This is a genomic window from Sphaerisporangium sp. NPDC051017, from assembly GCF_040683095.1.
Classification (GTDB): domain Bacteria; phylum Actinomycetota; class Actinomycetes; order Streptosporangiales; family Streptosporangiaceae; genus Sphaerisporangium.
Genome location: NZ_JBFBCI010000015.1, coordinates 94,614 through 119,782 on the forward strand (window position 1 = coordinate 94,614; position 25,169 = coordinate 119,782).

Annotated in this window: 16 protein-coding genes; 7 read left to right on the top strand and 9 right to left on the bottom strand. The window is 72.4% G+C overall.

Annotation, left to right across the window (positions count from 1 at the left end; genetic code table 11):
- Positions 1–17 precede the first annotated feature (17 nt).
- The gene (locus tag AB0M95_RS15530; protein ID WP_363764198.1) at positions 18–1,358 is read left to right on the top strand and encodes a hypothetical protein; all 1,341 of its coding nucleotides are present in this window, start codon (positions 18–20) and stop codon (positions 1,356–1,358) included.
- A 159-nt stretch (positions 1,359–1,517) separates the two neighbouring features.
- Here the strand turns inward: AB0M95_RS15530 and AB0M95_RS15535 are convergent, their stop codons facing one another.
- Together AB0M95_RS15535 and AB0M95_RS15540 are read right to left on the bottom strand one after the other, a co-directional pair.
- The gene (locus AB0M95_RS15535; protein ID WP_363764201.1) at positions 1,518–2,045 is read right to left on the bottom strand and encodes a hypothetical protein; all 528 of its coding nucleotides are present in this window, start codon (positions 2,043–2,045) and stop codon (positions 1,518–1,520) included.
- 23 nt (positions 2,046–2,068) lie between these two features.
- Entirely contained in the window at positions 2,069–3,898 is a 1,830-nt protein-coding gene (locus tag AB0M95_RS15540) for a hypothetical protein (RefSeq protein WP_363764204.1), read from the bottom strand.
- Positions 3,899–4,062: 164 nt separating this feature from the next.
- Here AB0M95_RS15540 and AB0M95_RS15545 point away from each other — a divergent pair, with 164 nt between their 5' ends.
- From AB0M95_RS15545 to AB0M95_RS15565, 5 genes are all read left to right on the top strand, one after another.
- Positions 4,063–6,600, top strand: coding sequence for a hypothetical protein (locus AB0M95_RS15545; RefSeq protein ID WP_363764207.1), 2,538 nt, complete (start codon positions 4,063–4,065; stop codon positions 6,598–6,600).
- Positions 6,600–10,004: a hypothetical protein gene (locus tag AB0M95_RS15550; RefSeq protein WP_363764210.1), complete on the top strand. Its 3,405-nt coding sequence runs from the start codon at positions 6,600–6,602 to the stop codon at positions 10,002–10,004. The genes AB0M95_RS15545 and AB0M95_RS15550 overlap by 1 nt, the downstream gene beginning before the upstream one ends.
- Positions 10,005–10,011: 7 nt before the next feature.
- Entirely contained in the window at positions 10,012–11,439 is a 1,428-nt protein-coding gene (locus AB0M95_RS15555) for a hypothetical protein (protein ID WP_363764212.1), read from the top strand.
- A gap of 83 nt (positions 11,440–11,522) precedes the next feature.
- Positions 11,523–12,548: a hypothetical protein gene (locus AB0M95_RS15560; RefSeq protein WP_363764215.1), complete on the top strand. Its 1,026-nt coding sequence runs from the start codon at positions 11,523–11,525 to the stop codon at positions 12,546–12,548.
- 118 nt (positions 12,549–12,666) lie between these two features.
- The gene (locus AB0M95_RS15565; RefSeq protein WP_363764218.1) at positions 12,667–13,071 is read left to right on the top strand and encodes a RidA family protein; all 405 of its coding nucleotides are present in this window, start codon (positions 12,667–12,669) and stop codon (positions 13,069–13,071) included.
- An 83-nt stretch (positions 13,072–13,154) separates the two neighbouring features.
- On the opposite strand, the gene AB0M95_RS15570 is transcribed toward AB0M95_RS15565, so the two are convergent.
- The 6 genes from AB0M95_RS15570 to AB0M95_RS15595 form a co-directional block, all read right to left on the bottom strand.
- Entirely contained in the window at positions 13,155–14,183 is a 1,029-nt protein-coding gene (locus AB0M95_RS15570) for a hypothetical protein (RefSeq protein ID WP_363764221.1), read from the bottom strand.
- A gap of 82 nt (positions 14,184–14,265) precedes the next feature.
- Positions 14,266–15,012: an acetoacetate decarboxylase family protein gene (locus AB0M95_RS15575; RefSeq protein ID WP_363764224.1), complete on the bottom strand. Its 747-nt coding sequence runs from the start codon at positions 15,010–15,012 to the stop codon at positions 14,266–14,268.
- A 327-nt stretch (positions 15,013–15,339) separates the two neighbouring features.
- A complete protein-coding gene (locus AB0M95_RS15580) occupies positions 15,340–16,455 on the bottom strand; it encodes a glycosyltransferase (protein ID WP_363764226.1) in 1,116 nt (371 codons plus the stop codon).
- A gap of 80 nt (positions 16,456–16,535) precedes the next feature.
- Positions 16,536–18,431: an acyltransferase family protein gene (locus AB0M95_RS15585; protein ID WP_363764229.1), complete on the bottom strand. Its 1,896-nt coding sequence runs from the start codon at positions 18,429–18,431 to the stop codon at positions 16,536–16,538.
- 224 nt (positions 18,432–18,655) lie between these two features.
- Positions 18,656–20,467 carry an LCP family protein gene (locus AB0M95_RS15590; protein WP_363764231.1) on the bottom strand — a complete coding sequence of 604 codons (1,812 nt, stop codon included), beginning with the start codon at positions 20,465–20,467 and terminating at the stop codon, positions 18,656–18,658.
- Positions 20,468–20,568: 101 nt separating this feature from the next.
- Positions 20,569–22,164 carry a hypothetical protein gene (locus tag AB0M95_RS15595; RefSeq protein WP_363764234.1) on the bottom strand — a complete coding sequence of 532 codons (1,596 nt, stop codon included), beginning with the start codon at positions 22,162–22,164 and terminating at the stop codon, positions 20,569–20,571.
- A 436-nt stretch (positions 22,165–22,600) separates the two neighbouring features.
- On the opposite strand from AB0M95_RS15595, the gene AB0M95_RS15600 reads away from it, so the two are divergent.
- Positions 22,601–24,664, top strand: a complete 2,064-nt coding sequence (locus AB0M95_RS15600) for a hypothetical protein (protein ID WP_363764237.1) — start codon at positions 22,601–22,603, stop codon at positions 24,662–24,664.
- A 33-nt stretch (positions 24,665–24,697) separates the two neighbouring features.
- Here AB0M95_RS15600 and AB0M95_RS15605 read toward each other — a convergent pair whose 3' ends face one another.
- Positions 24,698–25,084, bottom strand: a complete 387-nt coding sequence (locus tag AB0M95_RS15605) for an SSI family serine proteinase inhibitor (RefSeq protein WP_363764240.1) — start codon at positions 25,082–25,084, stop codon at positions 24,698–24,700.
- Between the last annotated feature and the right edge of the window lie 85 nt (positions 25,085–25,169).

Below are 25,169 nucleotides of genomic sequence, written 5' to 3' on the forward strand. Positions count from 1 at the left end.
AGAATGGAGCCGGTCCGATGAACGACCTGCCGAGCGCCGACCTCCTCGAGGACGAGCCGGAACTGGACGCGCGGGACGTGCTGTCCCGCCCGGACCTGTTCCTCACCGAACGGTTCCTCGGCACGGGCGACCAGTGGTCGCGCCAGTCGGGCGCGGTCATGGCCCGCCCGCTGGCCTACGTCGTCCCGGACGAGTGGCTCTCGCCCGCGCTGCGCGGCCGTCGCCGCAGCCTGGGCATCGACTACTACGGCGTGCTGTTCGCCTTCGACCTGGAGGGGCTGCCCGCCGAACGCCGCTACACGCGCGTGCGCTTCGAGGTGCGCCTGATCGACGAGGCCACGCCGCTCAGCGTGCGCGCCGACGACGGCGCCTGGGACGAGGTGACCGGCCCCTGGCCCGCGCCACCGGCCACCGACGCGCGCAGGGGCCGGTGGATGTGGAGCCGGCTGCGCCGTTCCGGCCCCGGCGAGGAGGAGCCGGAGGTCTTCGGCATCCGCAGGACCGACGGGTTCGGCTACACCGTGACCGCCCGGCAGGGAGGCGCGCTGCGCCGCAGGTACGGCCTGCACGCGCTGGTGGAGCTGCCCGTGGGGATCCCCGACCTGGCAGGGAGCGCGTCCCTGACCACCGAGATCACCCGCACCCGGCGTCAGCGGACGAACGTCCTGCCCACCGGTCTGTCCACGCCCGAGACGTTCAGCGAGCCGCTGCCCGTGACCGGCCACGACGGACCGCCGCCGGCACCTTCCCCGCGCGCTCGCGCGGCCGTGCGCCTGTGCGTGAGCGCGGACATCGAGAAGTACAGCAGGTTCGACGACAACGAGCAGGAGGCCGCCCAGAAGCGGCTGGTCCGGATGCTGGAGGGCGCCCGGCGCCGGGCGGGCGTGGCCGAGGCCGAGGTCGGCCGCCAGCCGTCGGGGGACGGCCAGTTCGCGATCCTCCCCCCGGGCATCGACGAGACCGTGGTCATCCCCGAGCTGATCCGGGGGCTGCGCATCGAGCTCAAGGACGCCAACGCGGGCCTTGACGACCACCACCGCCTCCGGCTGCGCGTGGCGCTGTGCCGGGGGATCATCCGCGAGGCGGCGAACGGCTACGTCGGCGCGGCGTCGATCGCGGTGAACCGCGTCCTGGACTCGAGGCCGCTCCGGGACGCCCTCGCGGGGGACAGGTCCGCCGACATCGCCTTCGCCGTCACCGACTCCCTGTACCGGGAGGTGGTCGCCCACGGGTACGAGGACCTGATGCCCGCGGACTTCCACCAGGCGGCCGTCGTCATCCCGGAGAAGCAGTTCTCCGAGACCGCCTGGCTCTTCGTCCCCCCGGCCCTGCGCGCGGCGAGCCTTCCGGTGTCCTGATCTCCGGCTCCGCGGCCCGCGGATCGGCCCACCGTCCGCGGACCGCCCGCCGGTTACTCGCCGGTGAACAGGTACTAAAGGGAAACGCGGTTACTGGACCCTGGAAATGGCATCGCCGCAGGTCAGGGCTTCGAAATTGTCCAGAAGCATAGTTTCTCCTTAGTATATCTCCAGGCGGGCGGTGCCGGGGGAGAGGGCGCCGTCGTGGAAGTCCCGCATCACCGCGCGCGAGAAGACCTTCGGCTTCACCGACAGGCTTTCTGATTCGATTAGCGAATCGTAGTTATGCCGTGGCATGCTGTTACCAGCACGCCCGGCGCCCAGGCGACGTCGGGCACCCTCCCCGGTCGGGCTGTGCATGCCTGACCGGTCGGCGTCCGGAGGGACGTGCTCGACGGGCCGGCGGCTCCAGTTGCCGGCACCAGGGCACGAAGACGATCGGTGAATACCGGGCAGCTCGTTGTGCCTTGATTCTGTGTAACGCACAGGATCGCTAAGCCAATCAGAGACGCTGATCACCACCGGGGATGGGGACGGCGCGGTGGGCGACGGCGCCGGGGCCGGGGACGCGGGGGGTCTCGCGGCCGTCCCCGGTGCCGGGGCGGAGACCTCGGCACCGAGGACGACCAGCACGAGCGCGGCCAGCAGGTCCGCGAACAGCCAGCCCGCCACGGCGGTCGTGGACATGCCCGGCTCCCGGTTCCGCGCCATCACCCGTCCTCCCGGCCCGCCTTCTTCTCCCACAGCACGATCGCCGTCCGGTCTCCCCGGCTCTGCGGCTCGGGGAGGGCGAGGTGCCCGAGGAAGCGGATCAGCGCGGGCGGCCCGTCCAGCCACTCCGCGGCGATCCGGTCGGCGAACCGCGGCCCCGACAGCAGGCGGGTCGTGGAGGCCGTGCACGCCACGGTGACCTCCCCGGCCGTGGTCGAGAACCGCTCCCACCGCACGGCGCCGGGTGACGTGGGCAGCAGTTCCTTGCCCCGCTCGGGCCCGCCCTCCTCGGGGCCGTACGCCTGGGCCGGGCCGTCCGTCCTGAGCACGGTCACCGACCCGGCGCCCACGCCGAAGACCAGGTGCTCGCGCCGCGGGCCGTCGCCGAGGCGGGTGAGCAGGCAGGTGAGGTCCGTCGCGACGTCCTCCGGGCCGAGGGCCCGCCACCGGGCGGCCTCGGTGAGCGGGTCGACCAGCCGGAGCACCACGTCGCCGAGCAGCCGATCGAGCAGGCCGGACGCCGCCGGGCCGCCGGCGACCGCCGCGCGCCAGGCCGCGTCCAGGTCCGGGGCGGCCGCCGCCCGGGCGGACTCCGCCTGCTCGCGCGAGGTCTCGCGGATCTCCCGCACCGCCGTGTTCAGTCGTTCGCCGATCAAGATCATCTTCTCCTCTAGGTCCACGGCCGCCGCCGCGACGGCCTCCTGGTAGGTGTGGCCGATGTCGCGGGCCGCCCGCCCGCCGGACGCGCCGATCTCGGCCGCGAAGCCGCCGCCCGCCGCCACGAGCCCGTCGGTGGCCTGGGAGACGCGCTCGGCCAGCCCGGCGAGGGTCTCCTCCACCTGGTCCCCGACCTCGCGCAGCGTGGCGCGGCCGGTCGCCTGGAGTGCCCCGAGCTCGGTCCTGGCGGCCTCGGCGGACGTCTCCAGCCGGGCCGCCGCGTCCGCGGCCTGTCCCGTGATCTCGTCCCCGAGCCGGCCCACGACGCCGCGCAGCGCGGTCGCGGCGGCGCCGGCCGCGGCGCTCGTGGTCTGGAGCCGCTCGGTCGCGGTGGTCAGGGACGCGGCCGAGGCCCGCAGCTCCTTGGACGCCTGCGCGTTGCGGAGCGCCAGGTCGGAGGTGCTGCGCTGCGTCCGGTCGACGTCCTCCAGGAGCTCGCCGAGGTGGTGGGCGGCGAGCGACAGTTCGGCGGCGAACCGGGCCGGAGAGTCCAGGCGCCGCCGGTTGAGCGCCCGCTGGGCCCGGCTCAGCACCGGCACCAGCCGCGAGAGCAGCGCCTCGCGACGCCGGGCGGCGGCCTGCTCGTCCGCCTGCCGCAGCCCGGAGGCGGCGGCCGTGACGGCGATGAGCAGGCCGATGGACACCAGCGCGTAGACCGCCACGTGGGTGAGGTCGAGCAGGCCGGTGAGCCGTCCGCCGAAGCCGCTCTGCCAGAGCTCCAGGAAGCTGTGGCCGGCGGAGGCGCGCCGGCCCTCGGGGTCGCCGAGCATGGAGCCGTAGGCGGAGGCCGCGCCGCTGATGCCGAGCCACGTGCACAGCAGCGGCAGGAAGACCAGGCTGGAGGCGAGCAGCGACAGGTTCCGGCGCAGGCGGGGGCGTCGCGTGGGCGCGGGGGCGAGCACGTCGTCCCGCGCGAACGTCGCGAGCAGGTCCGTGCCGGTCCAGGGATCGGCGTCCGCCGAGCCATGCGCCGGGCCGTCCCGCAGGATCGCGCTCAGCTCGAGCAACTCGGCGGCGCGGCCCCTCAGCTCGGGTTCCGCCGCGAGCCCGTCGATCGCCTTCGCGACGTCGCTGTCGGCGTTGTCGGCGCTGTCGGAGTGCTCCTCCCTCACCGCCCCGTCCTCTCTACGCCCGCGGGTGGATTCGGCGCGATCCTCGAAAGTGCTTCCAGTCAACACAGGACGTTTCACCGGAAACCCGTTTAAGGACGGGATGCGGGGCCCGGTTCCCTACGTACGCTCACGCCGTACTTCGGAAGGCGCGGAGGGACGGCCCTATGGCGATCGACGAGATAGCGGTGATGCGGGCGGACGCCGAAAGGCTGCGCGCCGCGCTGAACGCCCATGTTTTCCCCGACGACGAGACGCTGCGCGCCGTGCGCGACCGCGTCGAGCGGCACGCGGTCGAACTGGTCACGCAGGCGGACGAACCGATCACCATCGGCGTGGTCGGCGCGTTCTCGGTGGGCAAGTCGATGCTGATCGGCACGTTGCTCGGACGCCCGGACCTGCTCCCCACCGAGCAGCGCGCGACCACGGGCAACGTCACCGCGCTCTACCTCAAGCCCGGAGAGCCAGGTGCGCGCACGGAGTGGGACGAACTCGCGACCGTCACCTACATGACCGTGCAGGAGCTCACCGACTGCGTGCGCGACATGCTTGGCGAACTCGCCCTGTCGGTCAAGAAGATCTTCCCCGACGCCGACGTCACCCCGCTTCAGTACGACCCGATCGCCGAGGGCTGGGCCCGGCTGGAGCACTGGTGCCGAACCCAGGTGTGGGCCGGCGCGCACGGCAACATCGAGCACCGGAAGATCGCGGTGGAGCTGCTCGCCCTGCGCGACGCGCACCTGAGCGGACCCGGCCTGCTCGGGCAAAGGGCCGTCGTGGTCGGCAAGCTGATCCGCGAAGCCGTCGACCTCGGCGCGGACAGGCCGGTGCCCGGCCAGTTCCCGCCCCGCTCCGTCCGCTCGATCACCCTTGAGGGCGTCGCGCGGGACGGGGAAACCCTGCGGGCCGGCTTTCCCCTGGTCAAGCGGGTGTCCTATCAGGTGCGGGTGGACCCCCTGGTGTGGCCGCTGGACGGCCTGAGCGGCCGCGACGAGGTCGTGCTGCTGGACTTCCCCGGCCTGGACTCGCGGCGCTCCGCGCTGCGGGACGAGTACCTGAGCCGCACCGAGCTGGGCGTCGTCCACACCATCATCACCGTGATCGACGCCGGCAACCCGTCGACCAGCGTGCCCGACCGGTTCTACGGCATGCTGCAGCGCTACGGGCGCGACGAGAAGGAACTGCGCGACTACATCCTGGTCGCGGGCAACCGTTTCGACCTCGTCCCCGCGCCCGCGGTCGGCGTGCACGACCGGCTCACCTTCCCCGACCTGCGAGCGGCGTCGCAGAAGCTGGCCGGTCTGTCCAACACCGCGCTCGCCCTGGTCCAGGACCAGGCCGCGCGCGTCCGGCTCGTCTCCTCCCCCGTGGCGATGAGCAAGACCGGCCTGGCCGGCTACTTCCCCGGCGAGGAGGGCCAGAAGGTCCAGGCCGCCGTCGCCTATGGGCCCGAGGCCGCCGAAGCGTGGGGGAAGATCGCCGCGAGGCTGACCGACGCCGACCCGGCCGACCCGTGGGCCGCGTCGCTGGCGGCCTTCGCCGAGGACGGCGGCATGAGGGCGCTGCGGACGCTGATCGAGGACCACGCGCGCACCCACGGTCTGCGCAACAAGCTGCTCACCATGCGCGCCCAGGACCGGCGCATGCGCGAGGCGCTCGTCCAGCTCGAACGGCTGCTGCTGGCCGAGGAGCTGACCGACGACGAGAACTCCTCGGCCCGCCAGCTCGTCGAGGAACTGTTCAACGACTTCCGGCTGCGCCACCAGCGGGTCGCCGAGTCGCTCAAGGCGCTCCACGACCCGGCCGGGCTGCGCGCCGCCGACGGGGCGCCGCTCGTGGAGCGCATCCGCACCTCGGCCGTCACCGAGGTCATGCGGTGGCCGGAGTGGCAGGCCATCCTCCAGCGCTCCCACGACGGGTTCATCCCGAAGACCGAACGCGCCGAGCCGCCGGCCGTGGACTGGTTCCTCGACGAGGACGATCTGGAGGGCGACGGCTCGCTCGGCAACGAGACCACGGCCACGTTCTTCGACTCCTACGCGGACGTCCTCAGGGCGGCGGCCACGCGCGGACGTCGCGGCGTCGAGGAGGCGGCGCTGCGCTGGATCGAGTCCAGCGTCGAGCAGCTCGGCGACCTCAAGGAGCGCTTGGGCGACCCGGAGGTCGCCCGGCTGCTGGACGCCGGCCTGCCCAAGCTCGGTCGGCTCTACGGCGCGGGCGTCGGGCAGGTGCTCACCCGGCTGGCCGACCTGTCGTGGATGGCCAAGGGCGTCAAGAGGATCCTCGAAGGCGAGACGCCGGTCGAGGACGTCGCCGCCGGGTACCCGCTGTACCTGGAACGGGCCCTGCCCTGGCACGCGGACGTCCACGAGGGGCCCGGCGACGTGGAGCAGCAGATGGCCCGCCACCAGGTCTACGTGTTCCGGCTCCAGCGGGAGCTGTGCAACGGGCTCACGGCCGGGCTGACGGCCCAGGTCAACGCCGACGTCGAGCGTCTGCACGGCGAGATGCTGAAGGTGCTCCAAACCCTGTGGCAGCGCATCCCGGGCCCCGCCGCGCCCCGCCTGATGTTCCCGCCCGACCGCAGGAGGCCGGACGACGATGACGGGACGTCCGGGACCGGCGGGTGCCCGCAGGACGGCGGCGGGCCCGGAGGCGGCGCGAGCCCGCTCATCGAAGTGATCGCGGAACTGAGGAGCCGGTGATGTTGCTGGAACTGTCCTTCGAGACGCCGGGCGAGCACGTGCAGGTGGCCGCCACCGGGGCGTTCCGCCTGTACGAGACCGGCGGCGTCTACGTCCTGCCCGACGTCGTGCTCTTCACCGGCCCCGCCGTCCCGAAGGCCGAACTGCAGGAGGCGACGGTCGTCAGCGCGACCGGGGCGACCGCCGGCTCACAGGACCTCGCCGGCGCGGTCCGCTCCGCCTGGAACGAGGCCGCCGAGCGGGCCGAGGTCTGGGAGACCGAGCGTAGCTGGGTGTCGGGCCGCCGTGAGCTGGCCACCCGCGTCACGCTGCCCGCCCACCTCGCCGGGGCGGGCACGGGCGCGTCCCCCGAGGTGGTGGCCACCTGGCGGTACGTGTACACGGACGTCAGCCGCGTGTCGGCGTCCAGCGATGTGCGGGCGCGCCTGATCTTCATGCCCCCGGGAGTCCAGCCCCCGCCCGTCACCGCCGGAGACGAGCCGCGGCCCCGCACGACCCGCCACAAGCCGATCGTGGTGCGCAGGCGCGGTGAGGACGAGAAGGACTACACCGGCTTCGCCGTGGTCGACTTCGGCACCTCCTCGTCCGCGGTGGCGTTCTCCGACATGCGGCACGTCGACCAGCGGGCGATCGACGTGGGGCAGGCGGCCAGGCTGCGCGAGGAGCTCGCGGAGTTGCTGCGGGCCGAGCCCCCGTCCTCGCTGGCCGCGCCGTGGCGTGCCCTGCTGGATGAACTGGTCCAGACCGTCCGGCCGCAGGTGCCGGGCGGCGAGGTCGCCGACGCCGCCGCGCTCGCCGCGCTGCTGGAGGGCCTCCCCACGTCCGCCGGCGGGACCACCGATCCGCTGCTCGACGAGATCTGCCTGGTGCTGGAGAAGTCGCTGGCCGCGTGCGGCACCGACCTCGCCGAGTGGTTCGCCCCCCGGCTGCTGGCCTGCCTCGATCGCGCGTTCACGGTGCCGAACCTGGAGGAGCTGCACATCCGCGAGGTCGTCTTCGACCCCGACGAGGATTTGCGGGAGCGGCCGAGCTCGATCCGGGTCACGGCCGAGAACCCGGTCGAGATCGAGCTCAGCGCGGACGGCCAGGGCGTGCGGCGGGACCTGAAGGGGTACCTGTTCAAGAGCGAGCTGCTGCCCGGCATGACGGTCGAGGACGGCCGTGAGGCCACCACCGACGACCTGATCGCGCGGGTGTACCGCATCCTCGTCGAGGACACCGAGAACTTCGCCCGCGACGGGGACGAGAGGCCGGTCGAGCGGCTGATCAACCTGGTGGCGACCTACCCGACCACCACCCCGTTCTCCGCGCGCCGTCACCTGCACGAGCTGCTCGAAGTGTCCCTGGACCTGCGGAAGGTCGTCATCGATTTCGACGAGGGGGTGGCCGCCGGCCTGTACTTCCTCATGCGCGACTTCGGGAGCGGCCGGCTGGAGTTCGGCGCCGAGGCGATCCGCGCCCGCGCCCGGCAGGTGTCCGCCGACCCGCCGACCTGGCGGCAGAACATGCTGCTCATCGACATCGGGGCAGGTACGACCGACGTCGCGCTGATCGGCCTCACCCTCCAGGACATCACCCCCGACCACCCCGACAGCCTTGTCCGGGGGCGGCACTACATCCTGCGCCCGGAGGTGCTGAACTCCACCGGCCACCCCCAGCTCGGCGGCAACTACCTGACCCTGCGCGTCTTCTACTGGATCAAGGCGGCGCTGCTCGACTCCCTGCTGTCGGGCTCCGGACCCGAGGAACAGCGGCGGCGGCTCTCCGAGCGCGTCCACGCCAACCTCCGCGGCAAGGGCGCCGGCCCGGGGTCGCTGGCCGCGCTGGTCGCCGGATCGGACGCGGAAGATCCCGTGCCGGACGAGATCGGGAAGGCGCTGGCCGCGGGCCTGCCCACACACTGGCATCGCCGCGACGAGAAGGTGCGGCAGCATGCCCAGGACGCCTTCCACCTGCTGTGGAACCTCGCCGAGACGGCGAAGATCAAGCTCAGCGGCACCACGGAGGAGTGGATCGAGCTCAGCCAGACCGACCTCCAGGACCTGGTGCGCAAGATCGACGAGCAGAACGTCCAGGGCCTGCCCCAGCTCGCCGAACTCCTTCCCAAGGAGGATCTGCGGTTGCCGCGCGAGCAGTTCGAGACGCTGCTGCGCCCCGCGTTGCGGGAGGCGGCCGAGCTGGCCGCGTGGCTGGTGCGCACCACGCTCACCGACCCGGAGGACACCGTGCTCGACCGGGTCATGTTGTCCGGCAAGACCAGCAGGATGCCCCTGCTGTCCGAGGTCGTCACCCAGGTGCTCGCCCACGGCGAGGACCGGCTGCCCTGGAACCCGTCCGAGCTGGCCGTCGAGTCGGAGCGGGCCAAGCAGGCGGCGTCCCTCGGAGCCTGCTGGGCCCAGTCGATCCGCGAGAGGGGCACCGGCGGCGGCGAGTCGGAGCTCGACCGAGGACGGACGTGGGTGAACGTCGACGTCGAGAACCTGTTCCACAGCCTGCCATGCGGATTCCAGCTCAAGCTCACCGGACGGCAGAGCAAGCCGCTCCTGTGGCCGGGCACGAAGATGATCGAGGTGGACGACAAGGGCACGCTCGCCGCCCGGGCCGCCGCGTGGGAACCCATGATCCCCAGCTTCGAGATCCATCGCCCGACCGGCCGGGCCAAGAGCATCCAGTGGGGCGTGTTCCGCACCTACAATTACCAGGACCCTGGCGGCTACCGCCCAGACCCGGCCATCTTCGAGCCCAGCTCGGACGGCACCCGTCCCGCGCTTGTGCTGGCGCAGCTCGAAGTCGACCAGTCTCTCACCCCCTGCCTGCACCTGAGCCACGGACCGGCCCACTACCACGTTGGGACGGCCCCCGGCCAGGTCATCGACCTGCGTCCGGCGCTCGGCGCGTCCAGCTGGAGCACCGAGGAACGGCGGCTGCGCGAGCTTCCCGCGACGGTCTGCGTCGCCGCCGCGGACGCCGACGGCACGGAGCGGGTGGCCGAGATCTTCCCCGAGTGGCGGCCCGCCCCCGGCGACGAGGTGACCGGGTACTTCCCCCGCTTCTTCCACGACGAGGCCCACCTGGAGAGCCCGGCCGTCCCCGGGATCATCTCCGCCCCGCTGCCGTCCCCCTCCGCGATGGGGGACTACCGCTTCTTCCTCCGCCGGACCGACGGGACGGAAGAGGACCTGGCGGTCCTGCACGTCAGCGGCGGGCGCGGGCCCGTCGCGCGGTACGTGGCCACCCTCGACGTGCGGGGACGGCTGCGCCTGCATCGGGGCGAGCCCCGCTACTGGGAGGCCGGGTCAGTGCGCGACGTCGAACGGATCCCTGGATCGGTCCTGCGCGTCTCCATGGAGCCGGGGGAGCCGGAGCTGAAGCCCGAGCGCAACCCGTTCAACGGAAGGCACTGAATCCGCCATGACCACACCGAGCGCCGCCGGGCCCGAACGGCTCGGCCCGGCACTGATCGATGTCCTCACCCTGCTCCCCGAAGGACAGGCCCGTCCCGTCCGGGCGAAGCTGCGCGAGCTGTACGACGTGCTTCACTCCGGGGTGAGGACTGCCATCGAGGCCGAGCCCGCCGCCGTGGCCGTCGCCGGTCGGGAGGCTTTCGGCGGCACGGAGGCCGCCGGTGTGCCGGACGGCTGGAAGGGGGAGTACCTGGTGGTGAGGGCGGCGAGGGAGGCGCTCGAAAGTGTCCTCTACGCCGCCCGCTCCGCGACCGCGACGGGGACCGCGTCCACGACGGCTGCCCCGGCCTTGACCGGAAACGTGACCCTCGCGGGCAACGCCGGTAACGCGGCCGACGCGAGCAAGGCGAGCAAGGCGGGCGGCGTGGGTGACGATGGTGACGACGCTGACGGCGACGCGGGCAGCGGCGACGCCGGTAACCGAGCCGGCGCGCGGCCCTTGCCCGGAGACGGGCCTTCGCATGATGACGAACCGGCGCCGACCGCTCCGCCGAGCCGGGAGGACGTCGTGGCCGGCGCGCTGAGGGAGCTGTGCCGGGAACTGGCCGAGGCCACACAGACCAAGGACTACGCCCGCGCCTACAAGCTCACCGACCTGACCGGTCCGCACGAGGAGTGGTCGGCCGGCGTACGGCGGCGCATCTCCCTGCTGTTCCTGCGTCTGGCGCCACAGGAGGAAGAAGAGTGGAGGCGCCGCGCCGCCGAACTGGTCTCCGAGGCACTCGACGGTCACGCCGAGGACGCCGATGACCTCGAAGTGGCGAGGCTGCTGGAAGCCGGGGCGGGGCCCTCGCCGGTGGTCGATCCCGAGTTCGTCACGACACTCCTCGGTGAGGACCGGGCGCGCGGCGAACGGTGGAGGCCGCTCGCGGAGCTGGCCGCGGCGGTGGCCTGGCTGGCCGAGCACGACCCCGCGACGTGGGTCGGCCTGGCGGGCGTCGTGCCCGGCAAGGATCTGCGCCCCGCGGCCCGCGAGGTCACGTCGTACCGCAGCGCCATCGCCAGCCGCTTCGCAGGACTTCTGGACAAGTCGCTCGACGACACCAAGAGGTTCGTCCGGCTGGCCGAGACCGACGAGGCGATCCGGGGGCTCGTACCGATCCCCCTTCCGCGGCAGGGCAGTTGGTGGGACCGGCAGGTCGAACTGCTGCGGAAGATCATCGACGAGCACCCCGGGGGGCGCGGGGCGACCATGATCACCCCTGGCAGCGTCCTGTACAAGGATGTGCGGCAGTCCATGAGTGACGACTGCATCCAGCTCAGGCAGCGGGAGTTCCTCGAACTGGTGCGCGGCGAGCCGGGGAGCATCGTGTGGACCCTGCGCCTGGGGTACGGGGACAAGCGCGCACGCGTCGTCTACATCCCCAGCTCGTGACGGACGTCGCCTCCGCCGGCGCACACCCCGCGCACGCGGCGGGTCCCACCGGACAGGGGAGCTGCGCCGGAGAGGCGGGGCCCATGAGCGTGGTGGGCGGAGAGGCGGGCGGGCTGCCGGAGCGGTGGACGCGGATCGCCTCGCTGCTGGCGCGGATGTCCCCGGCCGTCACCGGTGGGCTGCTGCCCCGGCGTCTGCTCGACGATCTCACCGCCATCGCCACCGGAGCCGTCTCCCGCGGCGAGTACGAACCGCGGGTCCTGGCCGTGACGGCCCTTCCCGGCAGCCGGACGGTGGGCGGCGCGCTGCACGTCATGCTGGCCCGCACTCCCACCAGGCCGCTGTCCCGTCTCATGGTCTCGCCGTCGTGCGACCCGTACGACACTGCCCAGGACGGGACGGTGGCCGCCGCCGAACTGCGCGCGGCGCTGGCCGGCGCGCACGCGACGCTCCTGGTCGTGGACTACGGGGACATCGCGCGGGACGATACCTCCGTGCGCCTCCACCAGGTCGCCACCTGGCTCTCCGTCGCCCTCGACCACACCGGCACGGAACGGACGACGCTGGTCGTCGACGGCAGGGGACACGAGCGCTCCACCCCGGTCGTGGCCGCCGCCTGGGCGCGGCAGCGGGCCCGCGCGAAGCTGCACCTCCCCGCCTCGTGGCCCGACGAGGCCATCGTCCCCATCGACTCCGCGCTCGCCGTCGAGGCCGTGCGGAGCGACACTAGGTGGGCCGACGAGGACTGGCGGGCATCCGGCATGCCCATCCTCCTGGACCGGGTCACCGCCCCGCTGGCCGCCGATCCGGCCGCCCTCTACACGTCCACGGCCGTCACGCGGTTCCACGCCGCCTGTACGTGGATGAGCCGCCGGTGCACCGAAATCCTCGCCCTCGCCGTCCCGGTGAAAAGCGAGCCCGAACACGCGGCCGTCCGCCTCACAGGCTCTGCCCAGCGGCGCGCGCGTCTCGCCGCGATGGCGGCGGGCCCTCTGGCCGCCGACGTCGCCCAGACCGACATCGCGGGGTGGCGTCTTCCGCCGACGGCCCCCGCCTCCCGTCTCCGGACGCCCCACACGCCGACCCGGTACGTTGACGGAGCCTTGTAACCGCGACCCGAGCGGCCGTGTGGTCAACGTCCTGAGCCATCGCTGACGGGCGTCCGCGCCAACGACTACGACATAACCGTGTTTCTTCGGTCTCCGATCCCTGAAAGGATCGGGCCTCGTGACATCGAAGCCTCAGATGGAGATCGTGACGCACGACCCCGATGTCGGGGTTTATGCGAGCAGCAGTGACTATGTGCATGCGGTCGAGGTACGCAACGCCCAGCGGCTGTTGTTCGTGGCCGGGACGATGGGCCTCGACGCGACGGGTGCGGCCGGCGCCACACTGGAGGAGCAGCTCGGTCTCATCTGGTCCAACCTCCGGACGATCCTGGCGTCGGCGGGCATGACCGTGGACAACATCGTGCGCCTCACCAGTTACCTCCGCGACGCGTCGTACGCCGAGGCGAACGCGGCGGCCCGCGTGGCGGCGCTCGGCGGACGCGTGATCCCGACCACGGCGATCGTCGCCCAGACCCTCGACACCGACTGGCTGGTGGAAATCGAAATAACCGCCGCCGGCTGACCGCAGCCCCCACCCGCGAAGCCGCCCGCCGGCACGCTCAAAGAACACCCGCCCCTCTGGTGAGCAGACCCGGCGCTTCCTGGTCAGGCGTTGCCGTACAGCATGGGGATGTCGACGAGGAGGATCGCCGGGTCGCGCTTGGCTTCGGCGCGGAGGGTGTCATGGAACCCGGCGCCGCTGTAGCAGGCCAGAGTGGTGTTCGTGGTGTCATAGCCCTTGGCGGCCAGTAGATCGCGAGCCCGGCGGAGGCGCTCAAGGTGGCGAAGATCCATGACCTTGTCCCACTTGGCCTCCCCCAGGGACTTGATCGCACGCGTCTCACCTGCGTGCGCGACGCCGAGAACGGCGATGTCCACGTCGATCTGGGACTTGTTGGCGGGATCCGCGACCGTCCCGGCCACGACCTCGCCGAAGTGCGCCCGGCCGTAGCGCAGCGCGTACTCTCTGCAGAGGGTCTCGAAGTGCGGGCCCATCACCTTGGAGAGGAAGCGCCGGCGCGACCGTTCCCAGACTTCTGCGGCGAAACCGAGGCTCAGGTCCGTCCATTCGGGGCGCATGATCGCCTGGTAGAAGGTGATCAACGGCTCGGCGATGCGGTAGCGCGTCCGCCCTGACCGGAAGGCGTCTTTCTCTTTCACGAGCAGGCCGCAGTCCTCAAGGACGTTGAGCGGGTGGGCGATGTCCGAGGACTTGTAGCCGATATGGCTGGCTATGCCGCCCCAGGTGTTGTTACCTTCCGCAACCGCGGACAGAACCGAGTGGTACAGCGCGGGATCGCGGGGCATCGGACGGTCCTTGGGCAGAGAGAAGAAGAAGGTGAGCGCGTCCCGCCAGTCCGCGAAGGGGTAGCCGACCGGAGAACCGGAGTGCCGGGCGAGGGCCATACCGAACAGGCGGAGCAGTTCGACGTCCGTACCCTCGGTCGCCTCGAAGTAGAACCCTCCGAGGGCTTCGGTCAATGATCTCAGCAGAAACGTCTTTCCCTGACGCCGTCGCCCGCTGACGACGCCGAAGGAGACCTCGGCATGAGAGCCGGTCGCGAATGAGGTGAGCGCTTCCCATTCCCAGTCACGGTCGAAGACGTGGGTCGGCTTGGGGACCAAGAGTGACAACTCCAATACTGAAGTACGGTCCGCTGAACTGTACTTCAGTGCGCCCGGGTTCCGGGCGCGGACGGCGCGGCTGAATGGTGGCTCAGGATCGGGGGATGGTCTCGGGTTCGGCGAAGGTCATGGTCATGTGGGTGATCGTCGTGGTAAGGAGGGCGTGTTTGGGGAGGCCCAGCTCGCTGAGCTCCTTGGCGATGGGGTGGTTGCCCAGCCTGATCAGCGCGCCGCCCGGGCGGGAGCGCACGCTCTGGGGGCGGGTGGTCCAGCGGACGCGGCGGGTCGTGCCGTCCAGGTGCGTGTACGCGTCCAGGCGGGTGGAGCCGGGCGGGACGGGCATTCCCGGGCGGATCAGCAGGTCGAGGATGAGACGTCCGTCCTTGCGGAGAATGCATCGCTTGTACGGCGAGGACATGCGCAGGTCGATCTCGGCGAGTTCCTTGGGGAAACCCCAGATCGAGCGGCCCGCCTCCATGGTGAAGCGCTGGTCCACGGGAAGCCAGTGGACGAACGCGCCCGTGCCCTGCTTGCGCAGCTCGCGCATGCCGTGCAGCGCGTTGCGGGCGGCGGACGGCCGGTGCGCGTCCGCGGGGCGGACCATGAAGCCCACGCCGAACTCGTTGTACGCGCCGAGATCGCCGTCGTCGTAGCGGATGAACCCGAGCACGCACAGCGCCTTGCCGGGGAGCACCTCGGTGACGTCCAGGTCGGGAGAGTAGGCGAGCACGGCCCGGGCGGCGTCGGCGCGGACGGTGTAGATCGCCGCGCAGGCCGTGGCGTCCGCGACCTTCACCGGCAGGGTGACCTCGCGCCCCTGGATGAGATGGCTGGCCATGACACCAAGTACACCAACCCCAGGTGCCCGACGCCACCGGTAGCAGAACGACGCGGGAGGGCCGTGTGGTGAACAGCCCATGCGGGCCCTTAGCGGGATGGGTCTACGGGGATGTCGGCGCCTTTGTGCGGTGCTGAGGGGCTTGGGGGGTGTTCGTGTTCGAGGGGCGGCGCAGGACGTGGCGGAGGAGGGCGAGGAGGCCAGGAGGGCGAGCAGAGCGCACACGGCGTACCAGCCCCACAGCATGTAGGCGCGCACCCCCACCCAGGAGCCCGCGCCGCACGGCGCTCGTCCGGGTGAGGGCCCGGGGACGGGTGAGGGCGCCGGTCAGGCGGGGACCACTCGGGGGAGGGCGGCGGCGGGGGCGGGGAGGGACCATTCCTCCAGGCGGGCTATGAAGTCGCGGGCGTGGTCAGGCCAGTGGTAGTGGCCGCGGGCCTCGGCGTAGCCGCGGGCGCCCATGACCGCGCGGCGCTCGGGGTCGTCGCGCAGGCGCAGCACCGCCTGGGCCACCGCGTCCACGTCGCCGTACGGGACGATGACGCCGCAGTCGGCGCGGCCCACGATCGAGGCGGCCATGGGAAGCGGCGTGGTGATGGTCGGGATGCCCCTGGCCATGTACTCGATGATCTTGGTGGGCAGCGACTGCCGGTAGTTGGGCACGTCGTGAAGGAGCGAGAGCCCCGCGATCGCCCCCTCGGCCATGCGCAGCGCGTGGTCGTTGGGCACGTACCCGTACCAGTCGAGCAGGCCCGCGCGCTGGGCGTCGCGCAGCATGGGGCGCACGTCCGGGTCGGCGGCGCCGACGAGGTCCAGCCGGACGCCCGCGGGCGCGAGCCGGCGCGCCAGTTCGATCATCTCCAGCGCGCCCCTGGCCTCGGACAGGTGGCCGACGTAGACGAGCCGGTTGGCGCCGGGGAGCGGCGGCGGCGTCGCGGGCACGTACGTGGTGTTGGGGATCACCGGGTGGTTGCCGAGGAAGCGGTCGCGGTAGGCGGCCTCGGCGAGGATCAGGTGCATGCGCCGCTCGGCCCGGCTCTCGATGCGGTTCACGAGGTGTGGGAGCATCCGGCGGGCCGATTCGGGCAGGTATGTCTTGGTTTCCAGCGAGCCGACGAGGTCCTCGTGCACGTCCCACACGGTGGTCGGCCGCTTGCGGGGCAGGGCGAGCAGCAGCTCGATGTCGTGGATCAGCAGGATGTCGGCGTCCTTGGCGCCCTTCTTGAGGGCGCGCCGCGCGGCGCTCAGCGCACGTCCCCGCCGCAGGCCGACGGCGCGGGGCACGTCGATCGCGGTGATCTGGCGGGGCGGGGTGACATTGCAGTGGGTGAACGGCGCGATGTACGTCACCGCATGTCCGGCGTCGAGCAGGGCGCGGATCTGCCGGTGCATGATCCGAGCGTCCTCCGGATGGTGGACGATCGTGCCGACACATACCTTCATATGTAGATGTTGGGTGCCGTTTCCTTCAGATCCGGATGCGTCCAGTTAATCGCGGTGGAAATGCCGTTGAACATACGCCCCTAGCGGGCACCCGCGCTGGCCTCGGCGGACGGCCTGCGGTAAAGCCAGGTGAGGCGTGGTTCGAGCAGCCATTTGAAGACCGTTCGGGTCTCCGGCAGGCACAGAATGATCGCCAGGGCGAAGCAACTGCTCGTGATCGCCATCACGCCGAGCGGGCCGTGCAGCCACGGGAAGCCCAGCCAGCCCATTTCTTTGGCGATGTACACGGGCACACCGTGCAGCAGGTAGCAGTACAGGGTGCGGGTGCCGAGGTCGGAGAACCAGGTGTTCTTGCGGGGGACCAGGGCGAGGACGGCCGCCGAGACGAGCAGCGCCGCGACCAGCAGGGCGGCGCGCATCGCCATGCCCATCCACCACGACATGTGCAGGTCGGCGTAGCTGTCCTTGTAGTAGATCGGGTCGAGCGGCACGCGCGGCGAGATGAAGATCGCCACCGCGGCCGCGCCCGCGAGCACGCCGACCGCGAGGATCTTCACCCAGAGCCGGTCGAGCATGTCGAAGTGGTGGGGCTGCAGCAGCAGGCCGAGCACGAAGAACGGCATGAGCCCGAAGAAGCGGTCCATGCTGAAGTCGCCGGGCAGGTCCGACAGGCCCGCGAGCAGGTAGACGGCCACCGCGATCGGCAGCGGGTAGCGCATGCGCTTCCACACGGGCGTGGACAGCCGCCACAGCAGCAGGGCGAGCAGGTACCAGTTCAGCCAGGCCGGGTCGATGATCGTCAGGCTGAACTTGTGGCCGAACGCGAAGCGGAGCAGGGCGTACCCGAGCTCCACGACGACGTATGGCATGAGGAAGGTGTCGACGAGCTTGTTGGTCTTGGCGTTGGAGTTCCAGAAGTTCCGGCTCAGGTAGCCGCTGATGATGACGAACAGCGGCATGTGGAACACGTAGATGAACAGGTACGCCGACCGCGAGGAGTGGGCCGACAGGGTGGGCACCAGCGAGTGGCCGGTGACGACCAGGGTGATCAGGAGGAACTTCACGTTGTCGAGGTACGGCTCGCGCGGGCGCTTGGCGGGCCGGGCCTCCGGGGCCTCCTCGGCCTCGGGGGCGGGCGCGTCCCAGGCGGCCTCGGTGGACGGGCGCCGACTGCGGGCGCCGCCGCCGATGCCCGGGCCGCCGAAGCCGGAAGGCGCGGACCCCCGCGTGTCCCAGCCCGGGGGAGGGGGCGCCGGCGCCTCGGGGACCCGCCGCTCCCAGTACGAGAAGCCGTCGGAGGACGGCGAGGCGGAGGCCGGGGGAGCCTCCCACGCGGGCACCGGCGGGGGCGGCGCCTGGCGGTCGCCGGCGGGCGGGGTGGGCCCGTCCCACGCCTGCGGCCCCGACGCGTGGTCACCCGCCTGCCGCGCGTGCTGGCCGGGCTGGAAATACGAACCGGACGCGTGCTCGCCGGCCCGGCTCGCAGGCCCGGATTCCTCACGGCCCCAGGACGGGCTCGGCCCCGGCGCCTGCTGATCCCAGGACGGGCTCACCGGCCCCGATGGGTGCCGGGCCCAGGACGGCGGCGCGGCGTGGCCGCCGGAGGAGGTCTGCGGGGGCTCGTCCCACGAGGGACGGTCGAAGCTGAACGTCTCCGGGTCGTCGTCACCGATGGGACGGCGGGCGCCGTCGTGAGGGGTGGGCGCGTCCGGCTCGGCGACGGGCCACAGAGGCTGCCGGGGCTGGTCGCCGGTCTGCGGGCGCAGCCGGTCCCAGGCGCCCGTCGGCGGCTCGGCGTAGTCGGGGACGGGCCAGCGGGCCGTCGGCGCGTCCTCCTCGGCCGCCTTCGCGTCCGGGCCCGGCTCGACGGGCCCCTCTCCTGGTCTGCCGGGGACGGCCGCGGCGTCGGCGTCGGTGGAGACGTCGTCGGTGCGGGGCGCCGGAACCTGGAAGGAGGAGGATCTCGTGTCGCTCACGGGGGAAAGCTCGGCTATCTGTCGGGAGACCAGGGCTGGCGTCTGGAGGGCGGCCTGTCTGCGAGGCGGACGGGAATGGCGGAAGGCGGCCCGGCCAGATCATCCACCATAACGCGCCCGCCGGTCGTTGTCGCGGCAGAGGGCCGAGTTCCCCCAGATTCGATCATGAAAAGGCCCGGCCCCACCGGGGGGCCGGGCCGTTCCGCACGACGATCAGGCGCGGGTCAGGTGCTGCACACGTCGGTCTTGGAGTCCACGACGCGGGCGCTGTCCGGGATCGTCACGGGCACCTTGACGCCCTTGAAGTCGGCGCCGACGACGAGCTGGATGACGGGGCTGCCGGGCTCGGGCGTCGCGGTCGCCCCGGCGGGCGGGTTGACCGCCGCGGACGGAGTGAACGGGGTGGTGAGCCCGGTCTTCACCTTGCCCGCCGCGGGCGTCACCTTGGTCACGAGCTTGGCGGCCAGCGGGGCGGCGTAGTCGGCGCCCTCGGCGGCCGTCTTGGCGTAGAGGACCATCGTCTGCGGCCGGTCGGTGCCGTCGGCCTGCCGCGCGTCGCCCACCTGCGTGACCTTGAAGCCCTGGGCGGCCAGCGCCTCGGCGACCTCCTTGGCCTTGCCACCGGTGTTGGTGCCGTTGAGCACCTGCACCTGGATCTGTCCCGGCTTCGGCGCGGGCTTGGCGGGGGCGCCGGACGACGACGCCGCCGCGCTCGGCTTGGCCGTCGGGGTGACCTCGATGTCGTTGCGCAGCGACTCGAACATGCGCCCGGCGTCCGGCTGCTTCCACTGCACGCGGTTCTTGTCCGCCGGGTACGGCTCCCAGGGGACGGTCACGAACTTCACGCCCTTGGCGGTGAGGCTGCGGGCGCTCTGCGCGATCTCGATGAGCGTGTCGACGTCGAGCTGCGGGTCCATGACCACCGCCTTGGCGGCGGCGGAGACCAGGCCGAGCAGCTTGGTCGGGTCGGTCAGGGTGTCTCCGCTGGTGGCCTTCTTCGCCACCTGGGAGAGGAAGATCTGCTGGCGCTTGATGCGGCTGATGTCGCTGCCGTCGCCGAGGGAGTGGCGGGCGCGGACGTACGCGAGGGCGGTCTCGCCCTTCACGATCTGCTTTCCGGCTTGGAGGTGGAGCTTGGCGTCCTTGTCGTCGACGGCCGTGGGGACGCAGATCTGGATGCCGCCGAGCGCGTCGACGATGCTCTTGAAGCCCGTGAAGTCGACCTTGATGTAGTGGTCGACGCGGATGTTGGTGTTCGCCTCGACCGTGTTGATCGTGCAGGCCATGCCGCCCTCGTTGAACGCCGAGTTGATCATGTCGAGGCGGGGCGGGATCGGGGCCTTCGTCCGCGCGTTCTTGCAGGCGGGGATCTGCACCATCGAGTCGCGCGGGAAGCTGATCAGCGTCGCCTTGTCGCGGTTCGGCGAGACGTGCATGAGGATGATCGTGTCGGTGCGCTCGCCCTCGCCGGCCATGTGCTGGCCGTACCTCTTGTTGTCGCCGGCGCGGGAGTCCGAGCCGACGAGCAGGACGTTGAGCGCGCCGGTGCTGTTGACCGGGCGGTTGGCGTTGAGGTCGCCGTTGACGTCCTCGGTGTGTATGCCGCCCAGCAGGTTGCGGTACAGCGTGTAGCCGCTCAGCGCGACGATCACCAGCACCGCGGTGAGCGCGATGCTGATCCACGACAGCACCCCCATGCGCCTGCCCCCGGACGGGGGGTTGCGCCTGCGGCCCCGCGAGGGCTCGTCGGGCGGCGGGGGCGGCCCGCCCCGGCGGCGGCCAGAGCGCGGAACGTCGGCCGGGTCGGTCTCCTGCATGCTGCGGGAACGGGTCGGGGCGTAGGCGCCGTGCGCGCCGGAATCCTCGTGCGCGGCGACGAGCTGGTCGGGTGGGACGCCGCGGTGGCGGCGGCCGCGTTCCCCCTGGGACGGCGGAGGCGGGCCGGGAGGCTGCTGGCCCCGGCCGCGGCTCCGGCGGCCGGGTTGTGGCGGCTCGCCCCGGGGGTCTCCGACCGCGTCGTGTCGGTACTCGCTCATTTCGTCATGAGGTTAGTCATCGGCCCGGCTCTGGGAGCCATGATCGGGTGAATGAACGCATGATCATGAGGACTCCAGAGGGGTTCGTCCGGCGGTCAAGCCTACTCAGGCGAGGATATTCGGTGGAATATCGTAATCCCTGGCTTTACTGGAAGTTCACAGGAACCGGTGGGATCAGGCCCGGACCGGGGGCGGCCCCGTCCCGCCGGCGCCGCCGCCAGGCACGCCAGCGGCACCGCCGGCAGCACGTATCGATAGTCGAACTGAGCCGTCACGGCCGGGGTCAGCAGCAGGGCCACCGACGACGCCCATGGCAGCGTCCAGGCCGTCCCCGTACGCCCCCGCCGCCGCGCCGCGCGCGCGACCGCGACGGCGGGAGGCAGGAGCAGGACGACCAGCAGCGCGGTGCCGGGCAGCCTCACCACGTGTTGGTAGCCACGCGTCCAGCCCGCGAACGGTTCGACGATCCACGTGCCGATCGGCCCCCGCTCGTAGCGCTCGGCGAACGCGGCGCCGACCGTGGCGGGGTAGCGCCCGGGTGGCGGAGGCGGCGTGGCCGGGAACTCGTAGTAGCCGTAGATCTCGCGGTCCGGGTAGACCGGACGCCCCCAGGTGAACGTCCGGGCGAACTCCGACAGCACCGAGGCCGCGAAGTCCCCCGGCTGGCTGCGGATCGCCAGGGACGCGAACCGCCCCGCGAGCCGGTCGGTCTGTTCGGTGAAGGTGATGCCCGGCAGCGCCACCAGCGGGGACCAGGCCGCCCAGATGTACTCCTGGGACGGGGGACGGCGCTCCGGCGGGGTCGGGTCGCACAGCACCGCCAGGTCCAGGGGCGGGCGCATCACGCCGCAGTCGGCGAACGCCATCGTCCGCGAATACAGGAAGACCCCGTTGGAGCCCACGATGCCGAACCGGTGGTAGGTCGCCGAGAACCACGCCGCGTACGCCGCGACCGGCGCCAGCGCCACGGCCGCGAGCAGCCCCGCGAGGCCCAGCCGCCGCGACCGGGACGCCCACACGCGGAGCCGCACCCCGGGAGGAACCCGTGTGCCCTCCGGGTAGGCCCTGCGCGTGCCTCCCGGGCGGTGCCCGGCGACCAGTCGCACCGCCGTCCAGCACGTCACCAGCGCGATCAGCGGCAGGCCGACCGTCCTGGTCAGCGTCGCGGCGCCGAGGAGCAGGCCCGCCGCGCAGACCGTGCGCCAGGTCGGCTCGCGCAGGGCCGCGACCACGGCCCCGGCCACGAGCAGGCCGAACAGCGCGTCGGAGACGAGCAGGTGCTCCAGCTCGATCTGGTAGGCGTCGAGCAGCACCGGCGCCGCCGCGAGCGTCCCCGCCCACCGCCGCCCGCCCGCCCGCAGGACGGCGTGGTAGACGAGCACCGCCGTCGCCAGGCCGATCAGATGCTGGACGAGGACCACCGCCGCGAAGCTGTGGAAGGGCTCCAGCAGCCGCAGGAACATCGAGTACCCGGCCGGGCGCACCAGGTCGGGCCGGGGCCGCATCGCGGTGACCACGTAGGTGTAGGAGTCGGGGAACCAGAGCGCCGGGCGGTACCCGAGCATGGCCACCGCCCGCAGCGCCGCGCCCACCGCCAGCAGGACCAGGAACCACCGATGCGCACGGGCCGCACGAAGGGCCGCCGCGCCGGGCCGCCGGGCCGCGCGTGCGAGGCCCGGCCACCTCGCTGCTGCCACTGGCTCCCCCTGCTGGTCGAATGCGGATACGCGTCGTCGACGGCTACAGGCGACCCTACGAGAAGAGCCGCCCCGAGGCACGCCAGGCCGCACGAGACGTGCCGCCCTGGGGCACGCCGGGCCGCCGGGCGGGCGCCGCGCCACCAGGGGACGGACCGGCGGCTAGGCTTTCTGATTCGATCAGCGAATCGTAGTTATGTCGTGGCATACTGCTACCAACACGCCCGGCGCCCAGGCGACGTCGGGCACCCTCCCCGGTCAGGCTGTGCGCCTGACCGGTCAGCGTCCGGAGGGACGTGCTCAACGGGCTGGCGGCTCCGGTTGCCGGCACCAGGGCACGAAGACGATTGGTGGTGAATACCGGGCAGCTCGTTGTGCCTTGATTCTGTGTAACACACAGGATCGCTAAGCCAATCAGAGACGCTCGCGGGAACAGATGGACGGAACCGGGCTCGACCACTCACGATGGCCGCCGGCGGGCCGGGTGCTCGCCGGCGCCTCGATCATGCCCGCGCTCGTCCTGGCCGGATGGCTGCCGGCCGGGCTGGTCCTGCTGTTGCTCGGCGCGTTCCGGCCGCTGCCCGTCCTGTCGCTCGGCGGCGGGCTCGCCGTCGCACTCTGCGCGTACGGAGTGCGGCTCACCCGCGCGCGCGAGGCGCCCGAGGCCACATTCTGGCAGGTCACGGCGGTGGCCGTCATCGCGGCCGCCTCGGGCCTGTTCAACGGCCTGTTGCACAGCCAGCAGCTTCTGGTGCGCCGCGACCCGGGCACCTACGCGCAGTACGCTGCCTGGCTGGCCAGGAAGGGGTCGCTGCCGATCCCGTACGACACGGCGGCATTCGGGGGCGCCGATCCCGCGCTGCGCTTCGACAGCGTCGGCTTCTACGACCACGGCGGCGCGGTGGTGCCGCAGTTCATGCCCGGCGCGCCGATGCTGTACGCGCCGGGCGACTGGCTCGGCGGCGTGCACGGCCTGCTGGTGATGCCCGCGGTGCTCGGAGCGCTCGCCGTGCTGACCGTCGCGGGGGTCGTCGCCCGGCTGGCGGGGGCGCGGTGGGCGCCGCTCGGGGCGCTGCTGTTCGCGGTCGCGCTGCCGATCCTCTACACGTCCCGGACGACGCTCAGCGAGATCCCGTCGCTGATCCTTCTGTTCGGGGGCATCGCGCTGGTCCTGGACGCGCGCGCCCGCCCGCGCGCGGCGGCCCTGGCGGGGCTGGTCTTCGGCCTGGCGCTGCTGGTCAGGATCGACGGCCTGCGCGACGTCCTGCCGGTGCTGGCGTACGCGGGGCTGCTGATCGCGATGCGCCGCGCGGGCGGCCGGGCCGCGGTGTACGCGCCCATGGGGCCGTGGCTGCTCGGCGGGCTGGTAGCGGGCGCCGGGCTCGGGTTCGCCGCCGCGCTCGTCCTTGCCCGCCCCTACCTGTCCTATCTGTCCGGCTCGGTGGTGCCGCTGCTGTACATCTGCGCGGCCGTGCTGCTGCTGACCGCCGCGGGCGCGCTGCTCGGCCCGAGGATCATCGCCTGGTTCGCGTCCCGGCGGGTGCCCCGGCTCGCGTCCCGGGTGCCGGAGCTGGCCGCCGGGCTGGTCGTCCTGGTCGCGCTCGGGTTCGCCGCGCGTCCCTGGCTGCAGACGGTCCACCGCGAGGCCGTCACCCCCGAGGACAGGCTCAACGCGGGGTTCATCGAGGCGGTGCAGCAGGTCAACGGGCTGCCCCGCGACGCCTCGCGGCTCTACTACGAGAACTCGCTGTACTGGGTGATCTGGTACCTCGGCGTGCCGGCCGTCGTGCTCGCCACGTTCGCGGCCGCCCTGCTCGTGCGCCGCATGGCGCGGGGCCGCGAGTTCGCCTGGGTGCTGCCGCTGGCCGTCATCGGCTGGACCACGGTGACCACGCTGTGGCTGCCCGCCATCACCCCCGACCACCCGTTCGCGTCCCGCCGCCTGGTGCCGGTGGTGCTCCCGGGCCTGGTCGTCCTCGCCGTGTGGGGCGCGCGGTGGGCGGCGTCCCGGGCACGGTGGGCGGGGTACGGCCCGCGGGCGCGCGCGGCGATGTCCGTGACCGTCGGGGCGCTGCTGGTGGTCCCGGCCGCGATCACCTCGATCGGCACGGCGTTCACGCCGATGGAGCAGGGGGAGGTCGCCCAGGTGGAGAGGTTGTGCGCCGCGCTGCCCCGCGACGCCGCCGTGCTGATCGTCGAACGGGTGACGACCGACCGGTTTCCGCAGGTCGTGCGGGGGATGTGCGGCGTGCCGACGGCGTCGGTCCGCGTCGAGGAGGGGGACGTCGCGCCGCGCGCCGATGTGGAACGCCTGATCGGCCGCGTGCGGGCCGCGGGCCGCCGTCCCGTCCTGCTCGCCGCCGAGCGTCGCCAGCTCGCCCCGTACGGCACGGCGGAGGAGGTGGTGAACCTGCGGACCCGCCAGGACGAGCGCTCGCTGGTCAGCCCGCCGGACGGCACGTGGTCGCTGAACGCCGTCGTGTGGATGACCACGCCCTGAACGGCCGACCGGCGGCGGCCGTGATCGGGACCTCTACCGAGGCCCGTCGTGGGGGACGATCGGGGCGGCTGAGCCTTCGAGCACGCAGCCGTTCGCGTAGCGCTGGGCGAAGACGACGGGCCTGCCGTCGTACACGCCTCTGATGCGCACGTCGTAGGGGTCGTGTTCGGTCGTGCAGACGAGGCCGGGCCGGGGCCTGATCTTGTCGAGGTCGCCGCGGATCGCCCGCAGCATGGCGCACGCCTTTTCGGCGGCCGGGTGGGAGCCGCCCGTCGGCGCGCATTTCAGGGACCAGCTCTGCACGTCGCCCGGGTGGACGTGGGCCCTGCTGATCACCAGGCGGACGGGGACGTCGGCCCCGGGAGCGGGGGCCGGTGTGATGGCGGTGGCGAGACCGATGGCCAGTGCTGCGGCGTACATGGGTGACCTCCTCGGAGTTCTGCACTCGAAGTGAGATCCTAGCTACGCTGCGTATATATTGAGGGAACTTTACCGCCCGCCCGCC

Coding starts and splice junctions, on each gene's coding strand:
- AB0M95_RS15530 (WP_363764198.1), top strand. CDS start 18: ATGAACGACCTGCCGAGCGCCGACCTCCTCGAGGACGAGCCGGAACTG.
- AB0M95_RS15535 (WP_363764201.1), bottom strand. CDS start 2,045: ATGTCCACGACCGCCGTGGCGGGCTGGCTGTTCGCGGACCTGCTGGCC.
- AB0M95_RS15545 (WP_363764207.1), top strand. CDS start 4,063: ATGGCGATCGACGAGATAGCGGTGATGCGGGCGGACGCCGAAAGGCTG.
- AB0M95_RS15550 (WP_363764210.1), top strand. CDS start 6,600: ATGTTGCTGGAACTGTCCTTCGAGACGCCGGGCGAGCACGTGCAGGTG.
- AB0M95_RS15555 (WP_363764212.1), top strand. CDS start 10,012: ATGACCACACCGAGCGCCGCCGGGCCCGAACGGCTCGGCCCGGCACTG.
- AB0M95_RS15560 (WP_363764215.1), top strand. CDS start 11,523: ATGAGCGTGGTGGGCGGAGAGGCGGGCGGGCTGCCGGAGCGGTGGACG.
- AB0M95_RS15575 (WP_363764224.1), bottom strand. CDS start 15,012: ATGGCCAGCCATCTCATCCAGGGGCGCGAGGTCACCCTGCCGGTGAAG.
- AB0M95_RS15580 (WP_363764226.1), bottom strand. CDS start 16,455: ATGAAGGTATGTGTCGGCACGATCGTCCACCATCCGGAGGACGCTCGG.
- AB0M95_RS15590 (WP_363764231.1), bottom strand. CDS start 20,467: ATGAGCGAGTACCGACACGACGCGGTCGGAGACCCCCGGGGCGAGCCG.
- AB0M95_RS15600 (WP_363764237.1), top strand. CDS start 22,601: ATGGACGGAACCGGGCTCGACCACTCACGATGGCCGCCGGCGGGCCGG.
- AB0M95_RS15605 (WP_363764240.1), bottom strand. CDS start 25,084: ATGTACGCCGCAGCACTGGCCATCGGTCTCGCCACCGCCATCACACCG.